18 protein-coding genes are annotated in these 19,309 nt (G+C 67.9%); 8 read left to right on the top strand and 10 right to left on the bottom strand.

From position 1 onward, the window contains the following. Together PK606_RS14565 and PK606_RS14560 are read right to left on the bottom strand one after the other, a co-directional pair. Positions 1 to 614, bottom strand: a 614-nt coding sequence (locus PK606_RS14565) for an ABC-2 transporter permease (protein WP_324564997.1), incomplete at its 3' end; no start/stop codon positions are given. 25 nt (positions 615 to 639) lie between these two features. Continuing rightward, positions 640 to 1,587: an ATP-binding cassette domain-containing protein gene (locus PK606_RS14560; protein WP_324564995.1), complete on the bottom strand. Its 948-nt coding sequence runs from the start codon at positions 1,585 to 1,587 to the stop codon at positions 640 to 642. Positions 1,588 to 1,748: 161 nt separating this feature from the next. Here PK606_RS14560 and PK606_RS14555 point away from each other — a divergent pair, with 161 nt between their 5' ends. The 3 genes from PK606_RS14555 to PK606_RS14545 all read left to right on the top strand — a co-directional run bounded on the left by PK606_RS14555 (position 1,749) and on the right by PK606_RS14545 (position 4,766). Further along, positions 1,749 to 2,447: a fumarylacetoacetate hydrolase family protein gene (locus PK606_RS14555; RefSeq protein WP_324564994.1), complete on the top strand. Its 699-nt coding sequence runs from the start codon at positions 1,749 to 1,751 to the stop codon at positions 2,445 to 2,447. A 129-nt stretch (positions 2,448 to 2,576) separates the two neighbouring features. After that, on the top strand, positions 2,577 to 3,428 hold the full coding sequence (gene asd / locus PK606_RS14550) for an archaetidylserine decarboxylase (protein ID WP_324564993.1): 852 nt from the start codon (positions 2,577 to 2,579) through the stop codon (positions 3,426 to 3,428). A 114-nt stretch (positions 3,429 to 3,542) separates the two neighbouring features. Then, a complete protein-coding gene (locus PK606_RS14545; protein WP_324564998.1) occupies positions 3,543 to 4,766 on the top strand; it encodes a diaminopropionate ammonia-lyase in 1,224 nt (407 codons plus the stop codon). Between the two features lie 39 nt (positions 4,767 to 4,805). Here the strand turns inward: PK606_RS14545 and PK606_RS14540 are convergent, their stop codons facing one another. After that, positions 4,806 to 5,249, bottom strand: coding sequence for a helix-turn-helix domain-containing protein (locus PK606_RS14540; protein ID WP_324564992.1), 444 nt, complete (start codon positions 5,247 to 5,249; stop codon positions 4,806 to 4,808). Positions 5,250 to 5,425: 176 nt separating this feature from the next. Here PK606_RS14540 and PK606_RS14535 point away from each other — a divergent pair, with 176 nt between their 5' ends. Both PK606_RS14535 and PK606_RS14530 read left to right on the top strand, forming a co-directional pair. Then, a complete protein-coding gene (locus tag PK606_RS14535; RefSeq protein ID WP_324564991.1) occupies positions 5,426 to 5,578 on the top strand; it encodes a hypothetical protein in 153 nt (50 codons plus the stop codon). Between the two features lie 18 nt (positions 5,579 to 5,596). Further along, a complete protein-coding gene (locus tag PK606_RS14530) occupies positions 5,597 to 6,397 on the top strand; it encodes an SDR family oxidoreductase (protein ID WP_324564990.1) in 801 nt (266 codons plus the stop codon). Between the two features lie 76 nt (positions 6,398 to 6,473). Here the strand turns inward: PK606_RS14530 and PK606_RS14525 are convergent, their stop codons facing one another. From PK606_RS14525 to PK606_RS14500, 6 genes are all read right to left on the bottom strand, one after another. Continuing rightward, entirely contained in the window at positions 6,474 to 7,637 is a 1,164-nt protein-coding gene (locus PK606_RS14525) for an ABC transporter substrate-binding protein (RefSeq protein WP_324564989.1), read from the bottom strand. A gap of 116 nt (positions 7,638 to 7,753) precedes the next feature. Continuing rightward, entirely contained in the window at positions 7,754 to 9,613 is a 1,860-nt protein-coding gene (locus PK606_RS14520; protein ID WP_324564987.1) for an AMP-dependent synthetase/ligase, read from the bottom strand. Positions 9,614 to 9,716: 103 nt separating this feature from the next. Beyond that, positions 9,717 to 10,535, bottom strand: coding sequence for an ABC transporter ATP-binding protein (locus PK606_RS14515; RefSeq protein ID WP_324564986.1), 819 nt, complete (start codon positions 10,533 to 10,535; stop codon positions 9,717 to 9,719). After that, positions 10,532 to 11,362: an ABC transporter ATP-binding protein gene (locus PK606_RS14510; protein WP_324564985.1), complete on the bottom strand. Its 831-nt coding sequence runs from the start codon at positions 11,360 to 11,362 to the stop codon at positions 10,532 to 10,534. Before PK606_RS14510 ends, PK606_RS14515 begins: the two co-directional genes overlap by 4 nt. 562 nt (positions 11,363 to 11,924) lie before the next feature. Then, positions 11,925 to 13,001, bottom strand: coding sequence for a branched-chain amino acid ABC transporter permease (locus PK606_RS14505; RefSeq protein ID WP_324564984.1), 1,077 nt, complete (start codon positions 12,999 to 13,001; stop codon positions 11,925 to 11,927). Between the two features lie 159 nt (positions 13,002 to 13,160). Next, positions 13,161 to 14,036: a branched-chain amino acid ABC transporter permease gene (locus tag PK606_RS14500; RefSeq protein WP_324564982.1), complete on the bottom strand. Its 876-nt coding sequence runs from the start codon at positions 14,034 to 14,036 to the stop codon at positions 13,161 to 13,163. 166 nt (positions 14,037 to 14,202) lie between these two features. On the opposite strand from PK606_RS14500, the gene PK606_RS14495 reads away from it, so the two are divergent. The 3 genes from PK606_RS14495 (at position 14,203) to PK606_RS14485 (ending at position 18,543) form a co-directional block, all read left to right on the top strand. Next, positions 14,203 to 15,003: a crotonase/enoyl-CoA hydratase family protein gene (locus PK606_RS14495; RefSeq protein ID WP_324564980.1), complete on the top strand. Its 801-nt coding sequence runs from the start codon at positions 14,203 to 14,205 to the stop codon at positions 15,001 to 15,003. Positions 15,004 to 15,119: 116 nt separating this feature from the next. Beyond that, complete coding sequence (locus PK606_RS14490; RefSeq protein WP_324564979.1) at positions 15,120 to 16,325, top strand: acetyl-CoA C-acetyltransferase; 1,206 nt, start codon at positions 15,120 to 15,122, stop codon at positions 16,323 to 16,325. A 31-nt stretch (positions 16,326 to 16,356) separates the two neighbouring features. After that, entirely contained in the window at positions 16,357 to 18,543 is a 2,187-nt protein-coding gene (locus PK606_RS14485) for a 3-hydroxyacyl-CoA dehydrogenase NAD-binding domain-containing protein (RefSeq protein ID WP_324564978.1), read from the top strand. On the opposite strand, the gene PK606_RS14480 is transcribed toward PK606_RS14485, so the two are convergent. Beyond that, a complete protein-coding gene (locus PK606_RS14480; RefSeq protein ID WP_324564977.1) occupies positions 18,527 to 19,264 on the bottom strand; it encodes a hypothetical protein in 738 nt (245 codons plus the stop codon). The genes PK606_RS14485 and PK606_RS14480 overlap by 17 nt on opposite strands. Between the last annotated feature and the right edge of the window lie 45 nt (positions 19,265 to 19,309).

Below are 19,309 nucleotides of genomic sequence, written 5' to 3'. Positions count from 1 at the left end.
GGCGACAGCAGCACCGCGAAGTAGTAGGTGAAGAAGTCGTAGCCCTGGGCCTTGGCGTTGAACACCAGCGCCATGCTGGCAAACGTCACGCCGGCCACCAGCAGGATCGGCGGCACCAGGATCAGCTTCGGGGACAGGCTGATCTTCAGCGCCATCATCACGCCGAGGATGGCGATCACCGCGAACAGCGCCTTGAAGCCGGCCCACAGCATCTCGGCCAGCACCACGTCGTCGAGCTGCACCGGCGTGTTCATGATGCCGTCCCAGGTCTTCTGCACGTGCATGCGCGAGAACGCCGAGTACAGCGCCTCGAAGCTGGCCGCGTTCATGGCGCTCATGCAGATGCTGCCGCTGGCCAGGAACAGGATGTAGGGCACCTCCTGGCCGTGCGTCGGCACGCGGCCCACCATGGCGCCCAGGCCGTAGCCGAATGCCACCAGCCACAGCAGCGGCTCGCCGATGTTGGCCAGCAGGCTGGGCAGCGCCAGCTTGCGCCAGACCAGGAGGTTGCGCTGGAACACCGGCCACCAGCGCATCGACAGGCGCGGCGGCGCCCAGACCGAGGCGGGCGGCGTGGCGGGTGTCGGCGCGGATTCGATGGTGGCGGTGCTCATAGACGGTGCAGGTGCGACAGACCGATCATCCATCTTCGCGGATCTGCCGGCCGGTCAGCTTGAGGAACAGGTCTTCCAGGTTGGCCGGGCGGTGCAGGGTGCGCAGCTGCGGGTAGGCCACCAGCGCGCGGATGATCGGCCGGGCCTCGCGCGTGTAGAAGAACACGGTTTCGCCGCTTTTCTCCACCCGGTCGGCGTACGTGGCCAGGTCGTCGGCCAGGGCCAGCGCGTGCTGGCCGTAGACCTCGATCACTTCCGGCTCCAGGTGCTCGGCGATCAGCTCACGTGGGCGGCCCTCGGCGATCTTGCGGCCGTGGTCGAGCACCAGCAGGCGGTGGCACAGGCGCTCGGCCTCGTCCATGAAGTGGGTCGTCAGCAGGATGGCCTTGCCTTCGGCCAGCAGCTTCTGCAGCCGCTCCCACATCAGGTGGCGCGCCTGCGGGTCGAGGCCGGTGGTCGGCTCGTCGAGCAGCAGCAGGTCGGGGTTGTTGATCAGCGCGCGCGCCAGCGACAGGCGCCGCTTCATGCCGCCCGACAGCTCGGCCGGCCTGGCGCCGGCCTTGTGCGCCAGCGCGGCGAAGTCGAGCAGCTGCGGCACGCGCCCGGCCATGTCGGCGCGCGTGAGGCCGAAGTAGCGGCCGAAGACGTAGAGGTTCTCGGCGCAGTCGAAGTCCGGGTCGAGCGAGTCGAACTGCGCCACCACGCCCAGCCGCGCCTTGATGGCGAGCGCGTCGCGCGGCATCTCCAGCGCGCTGCCGTCGGCGCGGGTGAAGTAGCGGATGGTGCCGGCGTCCGACCCGGTGAGGCCCAGGCACATGCGGATGGTGGTCGTCTTGCCGGCGCCGTTGGGACCGATCACCCCCAGGCATTCCCCCGGCGAAATGGTGAACGACACGCCATCGACCACGCGCTCGCCGCCGTAGGACTTGGCGAGCTCGCGCACGTCGAGCAGGAGCGGGGCGCTGGCGTTCATGCGGCCGTCATTGTGCCCGGCGGCTGGCGCTGGTTCGATCCGGGTGTGGGAGCGGCGGCAGCCGCGAAAGATCATCTGCCCGTCATGCCAGTCCCGCTATTCGCGGCTGCCACCGCACACAGACATACACTGCGGCTTTTCCTTTGGCCAAGGATTTCGCGATGGACCACTATGTTCTCCCGCCTGCCCCGCAGGCCGCCGTGCCGGTGCGCGGCAGCACGCAGCGCTATGCCGTCAGCCGCATCTTCTGCGTCGGCCGCAACTACGCGGCGCACGCGCGCGAGATGGGCGCCGACCCCGAGCGCGAGCCGCCGTTCTACTTCAACAAGACGCCCGCGCACCTGGTGCCGAGCGGCGCCACCGTGCCCTATGCGCTGGGCACCAGCAACCTGCACCACGAGATGGAGCTGGTGCTGGCGATCGGCCAGCCGGCGTTCCGCGTCGCGCCCGGGCAGGCGCTCGACTGCGTGTGGGGCTACGCCTGCGGGCTCGACATGACGCGGCGCGATCTGCAGAACAGCGCCAAGCAGATGGGCCGGCCCTGGGACTTCGGCAAGGACTTCGAGGATGCCGCCGTCATCTCCGAGCTGGTACCGGCCAGCGCCATCGGCCATCCGGCGCAGGGCCGCATCCACCTGGCGGTCAACGGCCAGCCCAGGCAGGACAGCGACATCAAGGAACTGATCTGGAGCGTGCCGGAAATCGTCGCCAACCTGTCGCACTACTACCACCTGCGGCCGGGCGACCTGATCTACACCGGCACGCCCGAGGGCGTCGGTGCGGTGCAGCCGGGCGACGTGCTCACGGGTGGCATCGATGGCATTGGCGAGATTGCGCTGACGGTGGGGCAGCCCGAGTAGGCGCTGCCGGATCGCGGCACAGCCCGACAACCGGCGGCAAAGAGCGAACGAAGCGCGTGCAGCAAGCAATGGCTTGACGTCCGGGAGTGCCGCGCTCGTGCGAACGGCCGTCGTCCCTAGAATCGCCGCATGCCCTCCGATCGCCTGGCCGTCCTGCCGCAGTACCTGCTGCCCAAGAAGCTCGTCACCCAGCTGGCGGGCCGCTTCGCCGGCGCGCGGCTGGGCGACGTCACGCACGCGGCCATCCGCCGCTTCGTGGCGCGCTACGGCGTCGACATGAGCGAGGCCGCCAACCCCGACATCGCCAGCTACGCCAGCTTCAACGACTTCTTCACCCGCCCGCTGCGCGAAGGTGCGCGCCCGTTGGCGCCGGCCGACTACGTCTGTCCGGTGGATGGCGCCATCAGCCAGTTCGGCGCCATCGAGCGCGGGCAGATCTTCCAGGCCAAGGGCCACTCGTACTCCACACGGGCGCTGCTGGCCGGCGACGCCGCGCTGGCGGCCGGGTTCGAGCACGGCCAGTTCGCCACCCTGTACCTGAGCCCGAAGGACTACCACCGCATCCACATGCCCTGCGCCGGCCGCCTGCTGCGCATGGTCTATGTGCCGGGCGAACTGTTCAGCGTGAACCCGACCACCGCGCGCGGCGTGCCCGGCCTGTTCGCGCGCAACGAGCGCGTGGTGTGCGAGTTCGATACCGCGCGCGGGCCCTTCGTGCTGGTGCTGGTCGGCGCCACCATCGTCGGCAGCATGGCGACCGTGTGGCATGGCGTGGTCAACCCGCCGCGCAGCGGCGAGATCAGGCGCTGGAGCTACGAGAACCAGGGTGTCGAGCTGAAGCAGGGCGACGAGATGGGCCGCTTCCTGCTCGGCTCCACCGTGGTGCTGCTGTGGCCCAGGGGCACGCTCCGGTTCAACCCGGACTGGGCTCCGGGCGGCGTGGTGAGGATGGGCACCGCCATGGGCAAGGGCCTGGACTGAGCCGCTCGTGCGCTGGTTCGGCGCACCGCGCCGGGCGGGCGTGCTGCCCGGCCAGACCGCTTACGATCAGGCCTGATCCCGTACTTGCTCGCTGACCTGCAACTCGAGGCCTTCATGCACCATCTGAACCCCCTGGCCGCGCGCCGGTCCTACGACGCCGACCTGCGTGCCCTCATGAACATCGAGGCCGCGCAGCAGGCCCGCGCCTGGCTGGCGACGTGGTCGCGTCTCGCGCCCGGCCCGACGCCGGTCTGGTCGCTGCCGGCGCTGGCCCGCCAGTGGCGCCTCGGCCAGATCCTGGTCAAGGACGAGTCGAAGCGTTCTGCGCTGGCGAGCTTCAAGGTGCTGGGGGCGCCGCTGGCGCTGGCGCGGCTGGTGCTGCGCCGCCATCCCGATCGGACCTGGAGCGCCGCCGAGCTGTTCGCCGGCCGGCACGCCGATGCGCTGCGCGATTTCGTCGTCATCGCCGCCACCGACGGCAACCACGGCCGGGCCCTGGCCGCGGCGGCGCAGAGCATGGGCTGCCGCTGCGTGATCGTGCTGCACGCCCACGTGAGCCAGGAGCGCGAGGACGCGATCGCCGCCTTCGACGCCGAGATCGTCCGCATCGCCGGCAACTACGACGATTCGGTGCTGGAGGCGGCGCGTCTGGCCGAGCAGCACGGCTGGCACGTGGTGTCCGACACCTCCTACGACGGCTACGAGGACATCCCGCGCGACGTCATGCAGGGCTACGCCATCCTGGTGGACGAACTGCTGGACGGGGTCGCGGCCGGCGCCCCTTGCCCCTGCAGCCACGTCATCCTGCAAGGCGGCGTGGGTGGGCTGGTGGCGGGTGTCGTCAGCTATTTCTGGCAGCGCTACGGTGCCGAGCGGCCGCGCTTCATCGTGGTCGAGCCCGAGCAGGCCGACTGCCTGTACCAGAGTGCGCTGGCGGACCGGCCAGCCGCGGCGACCGGCGGGGTCGATTCGGTGATGGCGGGGCTGGCGTGCGGCGCCACCTCACCGCTGGCCTGGCGCTTCATGGCGCCGGTGGTGGACCTGTTCATGACCGTGACCGACGCCCAGGCGATCGGGGCCATGCGCGTGCTGGCCGAGGGCCGGGCTGGCGACATGCCGATCGTCAGCGGTGAGTCGGGTGCGGCGGGCATGGCGGCGCTGCAGCAGCTGGTGGACGATGAGGCGCTGCGCCAGGCGATCGGGCTGGACGCCTCATCCAGCGTGCTTCTGATCAGCACCGAAGGGGCGACGGCGCCGCAGGTCTATGCGGACCTGGTAGGCCGCAGCGCCGAGGACGTGCTGGGTGCGCAGCGGGCCTGGCTGCGACAGAACCCATAGGCGCGAGCTCGGCGCCTGCGTGCCATCGATCGGAGAAGCTCAGGCTTCGGCCAGGCGCGCGGCCACCTCGCGCTTGCCGAGCTTGCGGACGGCGGCGATGCGCTCGAGTTGCGCGGCGCGCGGATGCACCTTGCCGGTTTCCCACTTGTAGACCGACAGCGCGGAAGCACCCAGCAAGCGGGCCATTTGCACCTGGGTCAGGCCCAGCCGCGCGCGCTGCGCGGCGAAGGCCTCGGCGCTGAAGCGCAGCTTGCGCTCCGCCGGCTCGTCCGACGCTGGCGCTGGCGCCGATGCGGGCAACTTGTCCAGGGTTCGCCGGTTCGCCTTCAGTTGCGACTGCAGCGCCCTGATCTCGCGCTTGAGCGCCGCGATCTCCGAGCGATGGGCGGTGGCCGTCTTCCGCAGCGCAAGCAACTCGCCCTTGAGCTCCTTGCGAGCCACGCGGGCGATCTCGGACTTGAGGGCGGTGGTCAGTGAGTTCATGGTGCGGATGCTACGTCGTTTGCGCCGATGTCCCATGAGGGTCATCACCGACCTGCCGGGAGTCCTCGCGCAGCAGTCCATGCGGACATTCCAGGCCAAGGTGTGACGTGGCGCCCCTATTGCCGACCTTGCCCTGGGACCCGCGCAAGTCCCCTGAGGACGCCAAGGAGGCACCGATGAGCCGCAACGAAGTCACCGAGAAGATCGTCAGCACCAAGGTGGCCAAGGCAATCGAGCGATCCGAGGTCGCGCTGATGGCCGAGTTCGCAGCGGGCACCAATCGCCCCTGTTGCGTTGATGGCAACACAATGCCCAAAATGGACGCCTGATTCCGGAGCACCTCATCCATGAATGTCCAGTTCGACTTCCACGACCGCCATGTCTTCGTCTTCGGTGGCACCACCGGCATCAACCTGGGCATCGCGCAGGCCTTCGCCGGTGCCGGCGCCCGCATCAGTGTCGCCAGCCGCAAGCAGGAGAACGTGGATTTCGCCCTGGCCACGCTGGGTGCCCGGGCGCTGGGCCTGGTGGCCGACGTGCGCGACGATGCCGCCGTGGCGGCGGCATTGGCCACGTCACGCGCGCGCCACGGCGAGATCGACGTGCTGGTGTCCGGCGCTGCGGGCAACTTCCTGGCCGAGGTCAACAGCATGTCGTCCAACGCCTTCAAGGTGGTGGTCGACATCGACCTGCAGGGCAGCTTCCACGTCGCACGCCACGCCTACGAGCATTTGCGCAAGCCCGGCGCCAGCCTGATCTTCATCAGCGCGCCGCAGTCCACGGTGCCGATGCCCTACCAGGCCCATGTGTGCGCGGCCAAGGCCGGTGTCGATCATTTCGCCCGCGTGCTGGCGCTCGAATGGGGCGCCGCCGGCGTGCGCGTGAACGCGATCTCGCCCGGCCCGATCGCCGGCACCGAGGGCATGCGGCGGCTGGCGCCGCAGGGCAAGCAGGGCGACGAACTGGTGCGCGCCATGGTGCCGCTGGGCCGCATGGGCACGCCGGAGGAGATCGCGCAGCTGGCGATGTTCCTCGGCTCGGACGCGGCCAGCTACATCTCGGGCGCGGTGATCGCCTGCGATGGCGGCGCCCAGGGCCATCTGACGCCGATGATCGCCGCCGCGGCCCAGGCCGGCATGGCGCGCTGAGGTCGGCTGATCCCGCCGCTGCCGCGGCATGAAAAAGGCCGCCCGCCGGCGGCCTTTCGGATCATGCGCAGGGCGCTCACTTCAGGTACTCGGACACCACCTTCCACTTGCCGTCCTGGATCTGCGACATGCGCGAGGAGTTGTTGCCCAGGCGCTTGGTCGGGCTGAAGGTCATCTCGGCGCTGCCGAACATGTCGGGCGGGAAGGTCATGCTGTCCATGGTCTTGACGAAGCTGTCGGTGCTCAGGTTGGCGCCGGCCTTCTGCGCCACCTGGATGAAGGCGTCGATGGCGCCGTAGCCGTAGACCGAGAACACCGCCGGATCCTCGTTGTACTTGGTCTTGTACTTGTTGGCCCAGAAGCGGATCGGCTGCGAGGCCTCGTCGAGGTAGGGGTTCTGCACCGTCATCATGGCGTACAGGCCGTCCATGGCCTTGCCGCCGAGCTTGTGGATCAGGTCGGTGTAGGCGGCGCTGGAGCCCAGGAAGGTCGGGTTGAAGCCGGTCTTGCGCGACTCGCCGATGGTGCCGATGGTCTCGCGGATGACGGTGCCCAGCACCACGAAGTCGCAGTTGGCGGCCTTCATGCGCGCCACCTGCGACGAGAAGTCGGTGGCGCCGCGCTTGAAGCTGGTCTTCTCGGCCAGCTCGACGCCGATGGTCTTCAGGCCGGTCTCGGCGCCGCGCAGCACCTCCAGGCCGAACTCGTCATCCTGGTAGATCGCGCAGGCCTTCTTGGCGCCTTTTTCCTTGAACAGCTTGGGCGCGCCGAGCCGGATCTGGTCGTAGTAGGTGGCGGCGAAGGCGAATTTCAGCCGGTGCAGTGGCTCGTACATCTCGCGCGCGGCCGTCACCGGGTAGAAGTTGATCACGTTCTTGTCGAACAGCACCGGGAAGGTGGCGACGTTCTGCGCCGTGCCGATGTGGCCGACCATGGCGAAGATCTTGTCCTGGTTGACCAGCTTCTGCGCCGCCAGCACGGCGCGCTTGGGGTCGTAGCCCGAGTCCTCGACCTTCAGCACCAGCTTGCGGCCGTTGATGCCGCCCTGCTCGTTGATCTCGTCAACGCGCAGCTGCATGCCCATGCGCAGCTGCTTGCCGAAGCCGGCCAGCGGACCCGACAGGTCCTGGATGGTGCCGATGGTGAGCGTGTCCTTGCCCACGCCCTGGGATTGCGCGAGTGCCGGACTGCTGGCGGCCAGGGTGCAGGCCAGGGCGGCGAGAGCGTGCTTCAGTTGCATGAGGTCTCCTTCAAATGAACCGTTGGGATGGGGCGGATGCCGGACAGGGGTTCGAAATCGATTGTGGGCAAAGGGTTCGGCCATCGGCCGCAGTGATTACCCTGACAACTGGTGACTTAGCCACGGTACATGGCCTCGATCTGCGGCGCGTACTTGGTCTGCACCAGCTTGCGCTTGAGCTTCATGGTGGGGGTCAGCTCCTCGTCCTCGGCCGTGAGTTGGGTGTCGAGCAGGAAGAACTTCTTGATCTGCTCGACGCGCGCAAACTTCTGGTTGACTTCGTCGATCACGCCCTGGATCAGCGCCTGCACCTCTGGCGCGCGCGTCAGGCTGGCGTAGTTGGAGAACGGCACGTCGTGGTCCTGCGCGTACTTCTCGACGTTCTCCTGATCGATCATGATGATCACCACCAGGTAGGGTTTCTGGTCGCCGATCACCACCGCATCGGTGATGTACGGGCTGAACTTCAGCTCGTTCTCGATCTCGCTCGGCGTCACGTTCTTGCCGCCGGCCGTGATGATGATGTCCTTCATGCGGTCGGTGATGCGGTAGAAGCCGTCGGCGTCCACGGTGCCGACGTCGCCGGTGCGCAGCCAGCCGTCGGCGGTGAAGGTCTCGGCGGTCTTCTCCGGCAGGTTCAGGTAGCCGGCGAACAGGTTCGGGCCCTTGACCTGCAACTCGCCGGTCGTGGGGTCGAGCCGCATCTGGTTGAAGCTGGCCGCCGGGCCGATCGAGCCGGGCTTGATGCGGTCGATCGGCACGCCGGTGGAGGCACCGCAGGTCTCGGTCATGCCCCAGACCTCCAGCATCGGCACGCCCAGCGACAGGTACCACTTGACCAGTTCGGGCGAGATCGGCGCCGCGCCGGTGACCAGGAAGCGCGCCCGGTGGATGCCGATCAGCTTGCGCACGTTGTCCAGCGCCAGCCAGCGCGCCAGCCGGAACTTCAGCTTCAGCGCGCCCGGCACCGGCTGGCCGGCCATCACCAGCTCGGCGATGCGGTGGCCGACGCCGATGCCCCAGCCGTACACCGCCTGCTGCAGCCTGGTGCCTTCCTTCAGCGCGATCATCACGCCCGAATAGAACTTCTCCCACACGCGCGGCACCGCGGTGAACACCGTGGGCGCGATCTCGCGCACGTTCTCGGGCACGGTGTCGGGGTTCTCGACGAAGTTGAGCCGGGCGCCGGTGTAGAGCGAGAAGTACTCGCCGCCCATGCGCTCGGCGATGTGGCACAGCGGCAGGAAGCACATGCCTTCGTCGTTCTCGTCGCGGGCGATCAGCGTGTTGAAGCCGCGCACGGTGTAGGTCAGGCCGGCATGCGTGTGCATGGCGCCCTTGGGCTTGCCGGTGGTGCCCGAGGTGTAGACCAGGATTGCCACATCTTCTGGCCGGCAGGCGGCCACGCGCCGGTGCACGGCATCGGGGTGCCGGGCGTTGTGCTCGCGGCCGAGCGCGCGCAAGGCATCGAGGCCGATCACGTCCGGATCCTGAAGATCGCGCAGGCCCTTCATGTCGAATACCACGATCTTGCGCAGCAGCGGCAGCTGCTCGCGCACTTCCAGCGCCTTGTCGAGCTGCTCGTCGTTCTCGACGAACAGCACGCTGCTGCCCGAGTCCTCGCACAGGTAGTGCACCTGGCTGGCGGCGTCGGTCGGGTAGATGCCGTTGGACACGCCGCCGGCCGACAGCACGGCGAGGTCGGCCAGCACCCATTCGAGCACCGTGTTGGACAGGATCGAGGCGGTGTCGCCGGCGGCAAAGCCCAGGCTCATCAGCCCGCCGGCGATCTCGCGCACGGCCTCGCCGACCTCGGCCCAGTTCCAGCTGCGCCAGATGCCCAGGTGCTTCTCGCGCAGCCAGACCGCGCTGCCGCGCTGGGCGACGGCGTTCCAGAACATCGCCGGGATGGTGTCGCCGTCGAGTACGCTGCCCGACTTGGGCTGGATGTGAGAAAGATCCCAAAGATTGGACATCAAGCCCCCACGCTCGCCACTTCGTGCGCTTCGCTGCCCCCCGAGGGGGCCCTCGCGCCTTGGGACGGCCCGGCGGCGCTCAAGCAGTGACGGATAAATTCGTTCATCGCCAGGTCTTCTTCTTCTTCCAGCGCCGCTCGCCGCGCACGCCCTCGTCCTTCATGCCCAGGTAGAACTCCTTGATGTCGTCCTTCTCGCGCAGCCTGGCGCAGCTGTCTTCCATCACGATGCGGCCGTTTTCCAGCACGTAGCCGTAGTCGGCCGCGTTCAGCGCCATGTTGGCGTTCTGCTCCACCAGCAGGATGGTGGTGCCGCGCTCGCGGTTGATGCGCACCACGATCTCGAAGATCTCCTTGGTCAGCTTCGGTGACAGGCCGAGGCTGGGTTCGTCGAGCAGGATCAGCTCGGGCTTGGCCATCAGCGCGCGGCTGATTGCCAGCATCTGCTGCTGGCCGCCCGACAGCAGGCCGGCATCCTGCGCGGCGCGCTCCTTCAGGATCGGGAAGTAGGCGTACACCTGCTCCATGTCGTGCGCCACGCCGTCGCGGTCGGAGCGCGTGTAGGCGCCCATCAGCAGGTTGTCGCGCACCGAGAGCAGCGGGAACACCTCGCGCCCCTCGGGCACGTGCGACAGGCCCTGCTGCACGATGAACGCCGGGTCGCGCGCGGTGATGGGCTGGCCCTTGAACTCGATCGAGCCCTTGCGCGGGTCGATGATGCCGGAGATGGTCTTCAGGATGGTGCTCTTGCCGGCGCCGTTGCTGCCCAGCACCGTGGCGATCTGGCCTCGCTCGACCTGCAGGCTGACGCCGCGGATGGCCTTGATCGGCCCGTAGGCGCTCTCGACGTTGAGCAGCTTGAGCATCACCTCCGGCGCCTTGGCGTCGAGGGGGGCGATCCGGGTGTCGGCCGTGGTCGTCATGCCGGCTGCCTCCGCAGCGACGCCACGTCGTCGACCGAGCCGAGGTAGGCCTCGACCACCGCCGGGTCGGTCTGCACCTCGCGCGGCGCGCCCATGGCCAGCACCTCGCCCTGGTTCATGGCCAGCACGCGGTCGGACACGCGCGACACCAGGCTCATGTCGTGCTCGACCATCAGCACCGTGACGCCCAGCTCCTGCACGATGTCCTGGATCCAGAACGCCATGTCCTCGGTCTCTTCCACGTTGAGACCGGACGAGGGCTCGTCCAGCAGCAGCAGCCTGGGCTCGGCGCACAGCGCGCGCGCCAGCTCGACCACCTTGCGTACGCCGTACGGCAGGCCGGCGACCATCAGGTCGCGCGCGTGCTGCAGGTCGAGCAGCTCGATCACGCGCTCGACCCGCTCGCGCGCCCGCAGCTCGGCCGCGCGCGTGGCGGGGGTGAAGAACAGCTCGCTCCAGAAGCCGGTCTGGCGGTGCGTGTGGCGGCCGATCAGCAGGTTGTGCAGCACGGTGGCGTGCTCGAACAGCTCGATGTTCTGGAACGTGCGCGCGATCCCCAGGCTGGCGACGCGGTGCGCTGGCTGGGCTGTCAGCTTGATCATCCCGTCGGGGCCGGCGTAGTCGATATGGCCGGTGGTGGGGGTGTAGATGCGGCTGATGAGGTTGAACACCGTGGTCTTGCCGGCGCCGTTGGGGCCGATCAGGGTGAACACCTCGCCCTTGTGGACATCGAAGCTGATATTGCTGACGGCCAGTACGCCGCCGAAGCGGACGCTCAGGTTGCTGGCGGACAGGAGGATGTCGGGGGTCACTTCTTTACCGTCCATCCTTGTGTTTTCTGATGTGCGCGGTGGTGTTGGGGGCGCTGCTGGCCGGGATGTGCGCCCGGCGGCGCACCTACTCTTCTTTGTCTCGCCAAAGAAAAATAGGCAAAAGAAAGGCGACCCCGCTGGCCGTGTCCCCTGCGCTGCGCTCCGGGGCAACCTGCGATGCTCGGGCGTGGGGCGGCGCTGCGGAACTCGCTTTGTTCGCTTCGCTCACGCCGCTCGGACAACCGCAGCGAGTCAGAGGACGAAGCGCGGCATGCTTCGCTGCCGCGCCCGCCCCACGCCCTGCGCTTCTCGGCACGGCCAGAGGGGACTGGAAATCCGCTCGGGCCATCGCTTCGCTCGGCCCTGGATTTTTCTCCCTCTGCCGCGCGCGGAAGCAGGCAAGGGTGAGGGGCTATCGTTTCGTTTGATCCAAAAGTCCCAGTTGCCCAAGGGTCCACCCTTCGAACGGCCGCGGAGCAGGCCACGCCAGCGAACGCCGTGGCCGGGCTTGCACCGGCCACTGGCGTTGTCCCCCCTGCGAAGCAAAGGGGGGAAGGCGCGAAGCAACTCAGGGGGGTCATCTCAGTCTGTCCGACTTCTGGAATGACTTCTGCCGCTTGAACATGCCCTTGCGGTAGAACGGGAACAGCTGCAGCCAGGTTCGGACCTTGAGCCAGCGCCCGTACAGGCCGAGCGGCTCGAACAGCACGAAGGCGATCAGCACCACGCCGTAGACGAAGCCCTGCAGGCCGGGCGCGTAGCCGATGGCGGCCGGCAGGTAGTCCTTGACCGTGGCGATCAGCTGCGGCATGGCGATCAGGAACGCCGCGCCCAGGAAGGCGCCGTGCACCGAGCCGAGCCCGCCGATGACCACCATCAGCAGCAGATCGATCGACTGCAGGATGCTGAACTGGTCCGGCGACAGGAATTGGATCTGGTGCGCGTACAGCGCGCCGCCCAGCCCGGCCAGCGCCGCCGACAGCGCGAACGACAGTGTCTTGTAGCGCGCCAGGTGGATGCCCATGCTCTGCGCCGAGATCTCGGAATCGCGGATGGCGACGAAGGCGCGCCCGGTCGATGTGCGCAGCAGGTTCAGCACGCCCAGCGTCACCAGCACCACCGTGACCAGGCAGAGGAAGTAGAAACCGGCGCCCGAATCGATCTTCCAGCCGAACATGGCCGGCGACTTGATGTGCATGCCGGCGTTGCCGCCGGTGAGACTCTCCCAGCGTGCGAATACCTCCTCGACGATGAAGCCGAAGGCCAGCGTGGCGATGCCGAGGTAGATGCCCTTGACGCGCAGCGCCGGCAGGCCGACCACCACGCCGACCGCGGCCGCCACCAGCGCCGCGCACAGCATGGCGAGCGGGAACGGCAGCCCCAGGTTGGTCAGCGCCCCCTGCACATAGGCGCCGACGCCCAGGAAGGCCGCGTGCCCGAGCGAGAACTGCCCGGTGTAGCCGGCCAGCAGCATCAGCCCGAGGCCGACCACGCCGTAGATCAGCACGAAGGTCAGCTGCGCCAGCCAGTACTCCGGCAGCAGCCAGGGCGCCGCCAGCATGAACAGCAGCAGCACCGAATACCAGAACACGTGCCCGCCATGCCTGGCCAGGCGGATGTCCTGCTCGTAGCTGGTCTTGAAGATGAAGCGCATCTCAGCAGCTCCCGGTGGCGCGCATGGCCGGCCACATCGTCAACGCCAGGGGCCAGACCGCCGCGGAGCCGGCGATGCCAGTGCACCCATGGCCGGGGTTTCCCCGGCCATGGGGTACGTCCCCCCTCAGGGGGGAAGACGCGAAGCGGCTCAGGGGGGTCATACCTTCTTCGTCAGCTTGTCGCCGAACAGGCCGTTCGGTTTGACCATCAGCATGATCAGCACCACGATGTAGGCGGCGATGTCCTTGAAGCCCTCGGGCAGGTAGAAGCCCGACAGCGACTCGACGATGCCGATGATCAGGCCGCCGACGATGGCACCCGGCAGGCTGCCGAAGCCGCCCACCACCGCGGCCGGGAACGCCTTCAGCCCGATGAAGCCCATGTTGGCGTGCACGAAGGTGATCGGCGCCAGCAGCAGGCCGGCGACGGCTGCCACCGCCGAGGCCAGGCCCCACACCAGGCCGTTCAGCCGCTTGACCGGGATACCCATGTAGTAGGCCGCCAGCTGGTTCTGCGACGCCGCCTGCATGGCGACGCCGAGCTTGCTGAAGCGGAACATCGCGTACAGCCCGGCGCACAGCACGGCAGTGGCGGCGATCACCACCATCTGCTCGGCGCTGAGGATCAACTCGCCCAGCTTCCAGGTGAGGTTCTTGTAGGGCACCGGCAGGGTGTGCGTCTCGGTGCCGATGCCGGGCAGCATGGTGATCAGGCCACGTGCCACGTAGCCGATGCCGATAGTCAGCATGACGATGGAGAACGCCGGCTGGCCGAGGATCGGGCGGATCACCAGGCGCTCGGCCACCACGCCGAACACGGCCATCGCCGCGATCGCCGCCAGCACCGCCAGCCAGAACGGAAAGCCCAGCATGGTCATGCCGGCCAGGCCGCCGAACGCGCCCAGCATCATCAGATCGCCCTGGGCGAAGCTGACGGTCTCGGTGGCCTTGTAGATCAGCACGAAGCCGAGCGCGATCAGGCCGTAGATACAGCCTTGCGCGACACCGCTGATCACCAACTGCAGAAACTGCAAGTTCTCATCCTGTCTTCATGCCGGGCCGACTGCCGGCAAAACGCGCCACTCTAGCCAGAGCGCGGCGCCGGCGCAGCCCCGAAAAACCCTAAGCTTGTCACCTAGGCAACTCGGATCGGCGCCGCGCGGATGCGAGCGTCGGCAGTTGGAACGAAAGGAAATGCCGATGAACGTGAGTACCGAGCAGCACGGTCCGGTCACCGTGGTCACGCTGGCGCGGCCCGGGCTGCGCAACGCCGTCGACAGCGCCACCGCGCAGGCCTTGCATCAGGCGTTTCTGGCCTTCGAACGCGATGCTGGGGCCAGCGTCGCCGTGCTGCACGGCGCCCACAGCCATTTCTGCGCCGGCTGGGATCTGAAGGCGGGCGCCGTGCTGGCCGGCGACCCGGCGCAGAGCCTGCCGCAACTGCTGGCGCAGCTCGATTACCCGCCGCACGCGCCGCAGCCACTGGCGCCAATGGGCCCGACGCGGCTGCGGCTGTCCAAGCCGGTGATCGCGGCGATCGAGGGCGCGGCCGTGGCCGGCGGCCTGGAACTGGCGCTGTGGTGCGACCTGCGCGTGATGGCCCAGGATGCCTACTTCGGCGTCTATTGCCGGCGCTTCGGCGTGCCGCTCATCGACGGCGGCACGGTGCGCCTGCCGCGGCTGATCGGCCAGAGCCGCGCACTGGACCTGATCCTCACCGGCCGCCAGGTCCTGGCCGACGAGGCGCTGGCGATCGGCCTGGCCAACCGCGTGGTGCCGGCCGGGCAGGCGCTGGCGGCGGCGCTCGAACTGGCCGAGCAGATCGCCGCCTTCCCGCAGGCCACCTTGCGCGCCGATCGTTGGAGCGCGCTCGTGCAGTGGGACTGGCCCGAACCCGAGGCGATGCAGCGCGAATGGCAGGGCGGCCGTGAGCGCCTGGCCGATGCACTGGCGGGCGCCGTGCGCTTTGCCGCCGGCGAAGGGCGGCACGGCAGCTTCTGAGCTGTCGCTGCCCGGACAGCCCGGGTGCTTTTCACGCCGCGTCCGCCCGGTGGCAAACCTATACTGCACCGCAACCGAAGCAGCACGCGGCCACGCCGCAGCAAGGAGATCGTTCGATGACCGAAGCCTATGTGTTCGACGCCGTGCGCACGCCGCGCGGCAAGGGCAAGCAGGATGGCAGCCTGCACGAAGTCAAGCCGGTCGATCTGCTGGCCGGCACGCTCGACGCGCTGCGCGCGCGGCACGACCTCGACACCGCCGCCGTCGACGACGTGGTGATGGGCGTGGTCTCGCCGATCGGCGAGCAGGGCTCGGTGATCGCCAAGGTGGCGGCGCTCAAGGCCGGCTGGGACTGGCAATGCGCGGGTGTCCAGTTGAACCGCTTCTGCGCCTCGGGTCTGGAGGCGGTGAACCTGGCCGCAGCCAAGGTGAAGAGCGGTTGGGAAGACCTGGTGGTGGCCGGCGGCGTCGAGAGCATGAGCCGGGTGCCGATCGGCTCCGACGGCGGCGCCTGGGCGCAGGACCCGGCCACCAACTCGGCGACCGACTTCGTGCCGCAGGGCGTGGGCGCCGACCTGATCGCCACGCTGGAGGGCTTTTCGCGCGAGGATGTCGACCGCTTCGCCGTCGAGTCGCAGCAGCGCGCGGCGCGGGCGCGCGAGGCCGGCTGGTTCAGGGATTCGATCGTGCCGGTGCTCGACATGCTGGGTCAGACGATCCTGGATCAGGACGAGTTCATCAAGCCGCGCACCACGGTGGAGGCGCTGGCGGGCCTGCGGCCCTCGTTCGAGCAGCTCGGCGCCATGGGCTTCGACTCGGTGGCCATCAGCCGCTACCCGCAGGTCGAGCGCATCGACCACGTGCACCATGCCGGCAATTCCTCGGGCATCGTCGACGGCGCGGCGGCGGTGCTGGTTGGCAACGAGGCCGCTGCCCGGGCGCACGGCTTCACGCCGCGCGCGCGCATCGTCGCGGCGGCGGTCTCGGGGGCCGACCCGACCATCATGCTCACCGGCCCGATGCCGGCCACGCGCAAGGCGCTGGCGAAGGCGGGCCTCGCGATCGAGGACATCGACCTGTTCGAGGTCAACGAGGCCTTCGCCGCCGTGCCGATGAAGTTCATGAAGGAATTCAAGGTGCCGCACGAGAAGGTCAACGTCAACGGCGGTGCCATCGCCATGGGCCATCCGCTCGGTGCCACAGGCGCCATGATCCTCGGCACGCTGATCGACGAACTGCACCGCCGCCAGCTGCGCTACGGCCTGGCCACGCTGTGCGTAGGCGGCGGCATGGGCATCGCCACTATCGTCGAGCGCGTCTGAGCACGGCCTGCGCCAACCGCCACTCTCATCCATGACCAGCATGCAACTCAAGACCCTGCACTACGCGCTGACCGACGGCATCGCCACCATCACCTTCGATGAGCAGGGCTCGCCCGTCAATACCATGGGCCTGCAATGGCAGGATGACTTCAGTGCCGCGGTCGAGCAGGTGGTCAAGGACCAGGACGCCATCAAGGGCATCGTGCTGGCCTCGACCAAGAAGACCTTCTTCGCCGGCGCCGACCTGAAGGGCGTGATGCGGATGACGGACGCCGATGCGCCCAAGGTGTTCGCCGAGATCGAGCGCATAAAGAAGAACTTCCGCACGCTCGAGACGCTCGGCAAGCCGGTGGTGAGCTGCCTCAACGGCTCGGCGCTCGGCGGCGGCTGGGAGCTGGCGCTGGTTGGCCACCACCGCATCGCCGTGAATGATCCGAAGATCCGGTTCGGCCTGCCCGAGGTGACGATCGGCCTGCTGCCGGGCGGCGGTGGCATCGTCAAGATGACGCGCCTGCTGGGCCTGATGGGCGCGCAGCCCTACGTGCTGGAAAGCAAGCTGTTCAACCCCGCCGAGGCGCGTGAGCTGGGGCTGGTGCATGAGTTGGTGGGCAGCGCCGACGGGCTGCTGCCTGCAGCGCACGCCTGGATCGAATTGGTGCAGGGCCAGCCGGATGCGGCCAAGCACCCGTGGGACCGCAAGGGCTACCGGATGCCCGGCGGCACGCCGAGCAGCCCCGCGATCGCCAACGCCCTGGTGGTGGCGCCTGCCATGCTCAAACAGAAGACGCGCGGCCTGTACCCGGCGCCGCACGCCACGCTGGCCGCCATGGTCGAGGGCGCGCAGGTGGATTTCGACACCGCGATGCGCATCGAGAGCCGCTACCTCGCCAGCCTGATGGTGAATCCGGTGGCGAAGAACATGATCAACACGTTCTTCTTCAACCTGAACGCGATCAAGAGCGGGCAGTCGCGGCCCGGCTCTTCGGCTGGCCCGGGGCGAACGGAGCGGTACCGGCCGCAGCAGGTCGGCATCCTCGGTGCCGGCATGATGGGCGCCGGCATTGCCTGGGCGCAGGCCAGCCGCGGCATCGCCACGGTGCTGAAGGACGTGGCGCTGGACAAGGCCGAGCACGGCAAGGCCTACAGTCGCAAGCTGACGCAGGCGCGTGTCGACAAGGGCCGCATGACCCTGCACGAGCAGCAGGCGCTGCTGCAGCGCATCACGCCGACCGCCGACGTGGCCGACCTCCAGGGCTGCGATCTCATCATCGAGGCGGTGTTCGAGAACCGCGAGCTGAAAGCGCAGGTGACGAAGGAGGCGGAAGGCATGCTGGCTGCCGGCGGCTTCTTCGCCAGCAATACCAGCACCTTGCCGATCAGCGGCCTGGCGCAGGCCAGCAGCCGGCCCGGGAAGTTCGTCGGCATCCACTTCTTCAGCCCGGTCGACAAGATGAAGCTGGTCGAGATCATCCGCGGCCGCCAGACCGACGACGAGACCGTGGCGCGCGCCTTCGACTACGTGCTGGCGCTGGGCAAGCTGCCCATCGTGGTGAACGATTCGCGCGGCTTCTACACCAGCCGCACCTTCGGTACCTACGTGATGGAAGGCGCGGCGATGCTGGGCGAGGGCATTCCCGCCGCCGTGATCGAGAACGCCGCCGTGCAGGCCGGCATGCCGGTCGGCCCGCTGGCGGTGCTGGACGAAACCGCGCTGTCGCTGTCGGTGCACGTGCTCGACCAGACCCGCGCCGACTTCGCGGCCGAGGGCAAGACTTATGAAGCGACCGCCGGCGAACTGCTGGTCGAGCGCATGGTGAAGGAAATGAAGCGGCACGGCCGCGCGGCCGGCGCCGGCTTCTACGACTATCCCAAAGGCGAGAGGAAGCGTCTGTGGCCCGAGCTGAAAACGCTGTTTGAAAAGCGGGGCGTCGAGTGGAACGTGCAGGACATCCAGGATCGCCTGCTCTACCGCCAGTCGGTCGAGACCGCGCGCTGCCTGGCCGAAGGTGTGCTGAGCTCGGTGCACGACGCCAACATCGGCAGCATCTTCGGCATCGGCTTTCCCGGCTGGACCGGCGGCGCCATGCAGTTCATCTACGGGCAGGGCATCGACGCCTTCGAGCAGCGCTGCGCCGAACTGGCGGCGAAGTACGGCAAGGGCTTTGGGCTGGGCGGCGATACGAAGGCAGCGATTCGAAGATTCACGCCGACGTATTGAGCGCTTGCTGCGCGAACGCTGTCAGTTCGGCTCCAAGCATCTCATCCCATGAGAGATCAAATTGACGATCGACTATTGATAGTTTTCCCGAGTTGCTGAGCACACGAAATGCAGCTTCGACCATAGCCGCCATTTCTGCTGTGACATGGGGGCTACCGGGATTCCCGGCAATCTGAGCCATTCCTGCCAGATGGTCCGCCATAAGAAGAAGAGGCTCTCGCATGTCGTCGGAATAAGTAGGGGCGCAATGGAGAAAGCGAACCCCGAGCGACTCCGTTTTCTGAGGCGTCGTTGACTGCTTTGCCAGCACATTCGCAAACAGGGTTTGCATTTCCCGGCCGTCAACCTCTGCGTCGAGAACGGGGCGATGCGTTACCTCGGCAAGAAACGGATCTGTTTTGATCAGGCGATCGCAGTGCGCTCGGACTGCCGTTGCGACGCCTATAGCAATGGAGCCAAAGAACAAGTACGACTTCAGGGCGTTAGGAGGCTTAGCCCACGAAGCGTGCCCCCTGCCGTCGCTGCGGCCAAACGCACCCTGAAGCAAGGCTGTTTGCTCTTGGAAGGCGTCAAGCCTAGCCCCCTCTTTTCTTATCCGATGAATGCCGATCGCACCCTGGTGTCGCTGAATGACATTGATCATCTGGCGTACATGATCGGGCGCGCAATCAATCCATTTAGGAAGACCGAACGGAATATCGGCGCGCACTCCATTACTCATAAGTCAGTAATATAGGCGACACTTGGATGCTTGAAGAACGAGCGA

This window comes from Ottowia sp. (assembly GCF_035444425.1).
Classification (GTDB): Bacteria; Pseudomonadota; Gammaproteobacteria; order Burkholderiales; family Burkholderiaceae_C; genus Ottowia.
Note: the sequence above shows the minus strand (reverse complement) of the source record. Positions and strands in the feature narration are given on the sequence as shown.